This window comes from Chitinophaga sp., from assembly GCF_035564935.1.
Lineage (GTDB): Bacteria > Bacteroidota > Bacteroidia > Chitinophagales > Chitinophagaceae > Chitinophaga.
In genome coordinates this window covers 1-4,763 of sequence record NZ_DATMTE010000993.1, presented here as the reverse complement: position 1 = coordinate 4,763, position 4,763 = coordinate 1, and the positions used below count along the sequence as shown (strand labels likewise).

Sequence of the window (4,763 nt, the reverse complement as noted above, 5' to 3'; positions counted from 1 at the left end):
AAAATCATCCGCCAGCGATTCATCGATATACAAAACCACCTATATGCACACATCCAGAAAGGCCGCTATCAGTTTTATTTTCGTTACGCTACTCATTGATGTAATGGGATGGGGATTGATCATTCCCGTGATGGCAGATCTTATTGCACAATTAAAACATATCCCGGTTAACGAAGCCAGTACTTATGGTGCGTTGTTGTTATCCGTTTTTGCGATCACCCAGTTTGTATTTTCCCCGGTGATCGGCAACCTCAGTGATAAATATGGCCGCCGCCCTGTTTTATTGCTTTCCCTGCTTGGTTTCGGGATCGATTATATTATTCTTGCGCTGGCGCCGGCCTATGGCTGGTTATTTGCCGGGCGTATCATTGCCGGTATCACCGGCGCCAGTTTCACTACGGCCACTGCCTATATTGCGGATGTAAGCACCGATGAAACATCCAGGGCAAAAAATTTCGGGTTGATAGGCGCTGCGTTCGGGCTGGGATTTGTGCTGGGACCTGCGTTAGGCGGATTGCTGGCCCACTGGGGCATCAGGGCGCCTTTTTATGCTGCTGCCATACTTTGCCTGGTAAACTGCATCTGGGGATACTTTTTCCTGCCGGAATCGCTGGGTAAGGAAAACCGCCGTCCGTTCGACTGGAAACGCGCCAACCCTTTTGGTTCACTGAAATTTTTAACCAGGCACCCGGAAATCGGCGGACTGGCATTCGGGTTTTTCCTGATCTATCTGGGCGCGCAGGCGGTACAAAGCAACTGGAATTTCTTTACCATCTATAATTTCCACTGGAGCGAAAATATGGTAGGTATTTCCCTGGCAGTGGTAGGAGTGCTGGTGGGCGCCGTACAGGCAGGTTTAACCAGGGTAATTAACCCGAAGATAGGTAATGAGAAAAGTATTTACCTGGGCTTGTCGCTGTACACATTGGGACTGGTATTATTTGGCTTTGCCACACAGGGCTGGATGATGTTCGTGTTCCTGATCCCTTATTGCCTGGGCGGGATCTGCGGGCCTTCCTTACAGTCCGTGATATCCGGCCATGTACCTGCTAACCAGCAAGGGGAACTGCAGGGAGCCCTTACCAGCTTGATGAGCCTGACCACCATTATTGGTCCACTGATCATGAACGGCGCCTTTGCTTATTTTACATCCGCCAAAGCCCCGTTCCATTTGCCAGGTGTACATTTCCTGATCGGGGCGGTGTTTATATTACTCAGTATCGTTATTATTTATAAGGTCCTTTCCCGTGAAAGGAAGGAGCACCCCGAGCTGGCGGAAGTGCTCAATAAAGATTTGAGCAGTACGCCTATGCACTAACGGGACCGGTTAAACGCTTTTATGGTATAAAAATAAATGGCTGCCTGTTACAGGCAGCCATTGTTGCATTATTCCCGTTTATTACGCCCTGATCATGCCATGCGGATCGATTACAAATTTTTTCGCAGCGCCTTTATCAAAATCATGGTAGCCCCTTACTGAATCGGCCAGGGTGATCACTTCCACGTTCACCGCGTCGGCTATTTTGATCTTATCATAGAGTATGGCATTCATTAGTTGACGGTGATACTTCATCACGGGGCACTGGCCGGTGTGAATGGAGTGCGATTTGGCCCAGCCCAGCCCGATGCGGATACTGAGACTTCCTTTTTTGGCGGCTTCATCTACTGCGCCGGGATCGCCGGTAACATAGAGGCCGGGAATGCCCAGTTGTCCGCCTGCCCGGGTGATTTCCATAATGGAGTTCAGCACGGTGGCAGGTTGTTCCACATTGCTGTTGTGCCCATGTCCTTTGGCTTCAAAGCCTACACAGTCTACCGCCGAATCCACTTCCGGTACACCAACAATAGCGGCGATCTGGTCGGCCAGGGAGGCTTCTTTTTTCAGGTCAATTACTTCGCAGCCAAAGCTTTTGGCCTGTGCCAGTCTTTCGTCTATCATATCTCCCACAATCACTACCGCAGCTCCCAGCAGGTGGCAGGAGGCCGCGCATGCCAGTCCTACCGGGCCGGCGCCTGCAATGTACACGATACTGCCGGGGCCAACGCCTGCGGTAACAGCGCCATGAAAGCCTGTAGGGAAAATATCCGTAAGCAGGGTAAGGTCCCTGATCTTTTCCATGGCCTGGTCGCTGTCGGGGAATTTAAGCAGATTAAAATCGGCATAAGGCACCATCACATATTCAGCCTGGCCGCCTACCCAGCCGCCCATGTCTACATACCCGTAGGCAGCGCCGGGGCGGGCGGGATTTACATTCAGGCAGATACCGGTTTGCCCGGCCTTACAGTTGCGGCATCGTCCGCAGGCAATATTGAAAGGTACAGACACCAGGTCGCCCACCTTGATAAATTCCACATCCCTGCCTGCTTCAATGACCAGGCCGGTGATTTCATGTCCCAGTACCAGGCCGGCCGGGGCGGTGGTACGGCCGCGCACCATGTGCTGGTCGCTTCCGCAGATGTTGGTAGATACAATTTTCAGGATAACGCCATGCTCACATTTACGGTCGCCCAAAGCCAGTTTGGGGTATTCAATTTCCTGTACTTCCACCACGCCGGGTGATATATAGGCAACGCCATGATTTTTACACATAAGGTATCTTTTAAGGTTATTTAATTGCATCTGCGCCGGCTTGCGCTACGGCATGATCATTTTCCACTGAATCGCCGGAAACGCCTATGGCGCCGATGATCCTGTTTTGCCTGTCGCGGATGGGCACGCCGCCGGGAAAGGTGATGAGGCCGCCATTGGAATGTTCTATGTTATAGAGGGAACCGCCGGGCTGCGACAACTTACCGATTTCGCCGGTGGGCATGTTGAAGTAACGGGCCGTGCGGGCTTTTTTCTGGGAAATATCTATGGAGCCCAGCCAGGCATCATCCATATGAACAAAAGCCACGAGGTTGGCGCCCGCGTCTACTACGGCAATGTTCATCAGCGTTTTGATTTCAGTGGCTTTGGCCTTAGCGGCGGCAATAGCTGCTTCCGCCTGTTGGAGCGTAATATTCATAACCGGATTTTAGGGTGAAGGAATACTCAATATTAGCCCTATTGCCGGTAAACGGGTTGAACGATCCTCCTGATTGATAGAACAATGCTATTTTTTATTCCGGGGGCTACCGCCAACGGGAATTAATCGATAAATTTATAGAGAGAAGGAAACATGCGTCATGAAAAAATTCCACCATGAACCACATATGCCATCTTAAGCCAATTAACCTGAGCGACGCCACCTCGCTGGACACCATGGTGGAGCACCGCAGGGTATTTAACCTCCGGCATTGCGAGCTGAATATTTTCGAAACCTTTCACCGCTGCAGCAATGTGGCTTTGTCTTACAACGGCCTGGTAGTATCCAGTATGATGCGGGGTAAAAAGATCATGTCGCTGTCTGGTGCGGAAGAGTTCTTTTTTTTACCGGGAGAAAGCGTGATCCTGCCGGAAGGGGTGACCATGAAGGTGGATTTCCCGGAAGCTGATGAAAGGCATCCGGTGCAATGCGCTACCCTGGCGCTCGACTGGGATATGGTGAACAAGAACCTGGCGTTTTTGAATGAGCAGTATCCTAACAGGGAAGCACCTTTTGAATGGAAGTTTAATTTCAGCCGGTATCACTTTCTGAATAACAAAGAGCTGGCGGCCAGTATGAATAAACTGATAGGTATCAGCATGGAGAGTGATCCTGCAAAGGATGCACTGGCAGATCTCTCCCTGAAATTTTTATTGTTACGTATTATACAAACACAGAACCTGGTAGCTATTAATGATGTTGCTACCACCTGCCACCGGTTTACGCCGGCGTTGCAATATATTAAGGAGCATCTTACCCAAAAGATCACTATAGATGCATTGGCGAAGGTATCCTGTATGAGCCGTTCTGTTTTCTTCCAGGCTTTTAAGGAGCAATATGGTATTTCGCCGCTGGAATATATACTGCGGGAACGGATCCGGCAGGCAAAGCAGATCATGGCCGACCCGGCGTTGAGTATTACAGACGTGTGTTACCAGTCGGGCTTCAACAACCTGAACTATTTTATTAAGTTGTTTAAAAGGGCGGAAGGAGTTACGCCCAGGGAGTACCGTAAGTAACCGGGGAAGATCAGCCCAGCACAAAGCGGTATCCTATACCTTTAATAGTAAGGATCTGCAGGTTATCATCTTCTTTCAGGTGTACGCGCAACCGGGTGATATATACATCAAGATTGCGGCTGTTGAAAAAGGAATCGTGTCCCCAGAGCAGGTCGAGGATATTTTTGCGGTCGATGATACCATTGCGGTTTTCGTACAGTAGTTTGAGCAGTTCGCTTTCCTTGTACGATAGTTTTTTTTCTTCCGTATCATTGGCCAGCACCTGGCGGTTGGCATAAAACCGGAACTTACCGATCATAATATGATTGGCAGCAGGTGCGGGTGTTTTATCTGATTTGCGCAATACGTTTTCAATGCGTACAATCAGTTCTTCCATACTGAAAGGTTTGCGGATATAATCGTTGCCGCCCAGGGTGAAACCTTTTACGAGGTCGTTGGTTTGTGTTTTGGCAGTGAGGAACAGGATGGGAACTTCCTGGTTAATGGCGCGTATTTCCGCAGCAATTTCAAACCCGTCTTTATTGGGCAGCATAATATCCAGTATGCATACTGCGGGATTTACCTGTTGAAACAATTGCATTACGTTGGCGCCATCGCTTTCCAGTATTACTTCATATCCACGCCGTTGCAAGCTTTCTTTCACTATTTTACCAAGCGACAGTTCATCTTCTATATA

Annotated in this window: 5 protein-coding genes; 2 read left to right on the top strand and 3 right to left on the bottom strand. The window is 49.6% G+C overall.

The window, feature by feature from the left end; translation table 11 throughout:
• Positions 1–43 precede the first annotated feature (43 nt).
• A complete protein-coding gene (locus VN105_RS25670) occupies positions 44–1,318 on the top strand; it encodes a TCR/Tet family MFS transporter (RefSeq protein WP_325645626.1) in 1,275 nt (424 codons plus the stop codon).
• A gap of 81 nt (positions 1,319–1,399) precedes the next feature.
• On the opposite strand, the gene fdhA is transcribed toward VN105_RS25670, so the two are convergent.
• Positions 1,400–2,590 (bottom strand): formaldehyde dehydrogenase, glutathione-independent, encoded by a 1,191-nt coding sequence (fdhA, locus tag VN105_RS25665; RefSeq protein WP_325645624.1) that lies wholly within the window; start codon positions 2,588–2,590, stop codon positions 1,400–1,402.
• Between the two features lie 16 nt (positions 2,591–2,606).
• Complete coding sequence (locus VN105_RS25660; protein ID WP_325645623.1) at positions 2,607–3,008, bottom strand: heme-binding protein; 402 nt, start codon at positions 3,006–3,008, stop codon at positions 2,607–2,609.
• Positions 3,009–3,184: 176 nt separating this feature from the next.
• Here VN105_RS25660 and VN105_RS25655 point away from each other — a divergent pair, with 176 nt between their 5' ends.
• A complete protein-coding gene (locus VN105_RS25655; RefSeq protein ID WP_325645622.1) occupies positions 3,185–4,087 on the top strand; it encodes an AraC family transcriptional regulator in 903 nt (300 codons plus the stop codon).
• A gap of 10 nt (positions 4,088–4,097) precedes the next feature.
• Here VN105_RS25655 and VN105_RS25650 read toward each other — a convergent pair.
• Positions 4,098–4,763: response regulator transcription factor (locus VN105_RS25650; protein ID WP_325645621.1), on the bottom strand; the 666-nt coding region annotated here is incomplete at its 5' end.

Coding starts and splice junctions, on each gene's coding strand:
- VN105_RS25660 (WP_325645623.1), bottom strand. CDS start 3,008: ATGAATATTACGCTCCAACAGGCGGAAGCAGCTATTGCCGCCGCTAAG.
- VN105_RS25655 (WP_325645622.1), top strand. CDS start 3,185: ATGAACCACATATGCCATCTTAAGCCAATTAACCTGAGCGACGCCACC.
- fdhA (WP_325645624.1), bottom strand. CDS start 2,590: ATGTGTAAAAATCATGGCGTTGCCTATATATCACCCGGCGTGGTGGAA.
- VN105_RS25670 (WP_325645626.1), top strand. CDS start 44: ATGCACACATCCAGAAAGGCCGCTATCAGTTTTATTTTCGTTACGCTA.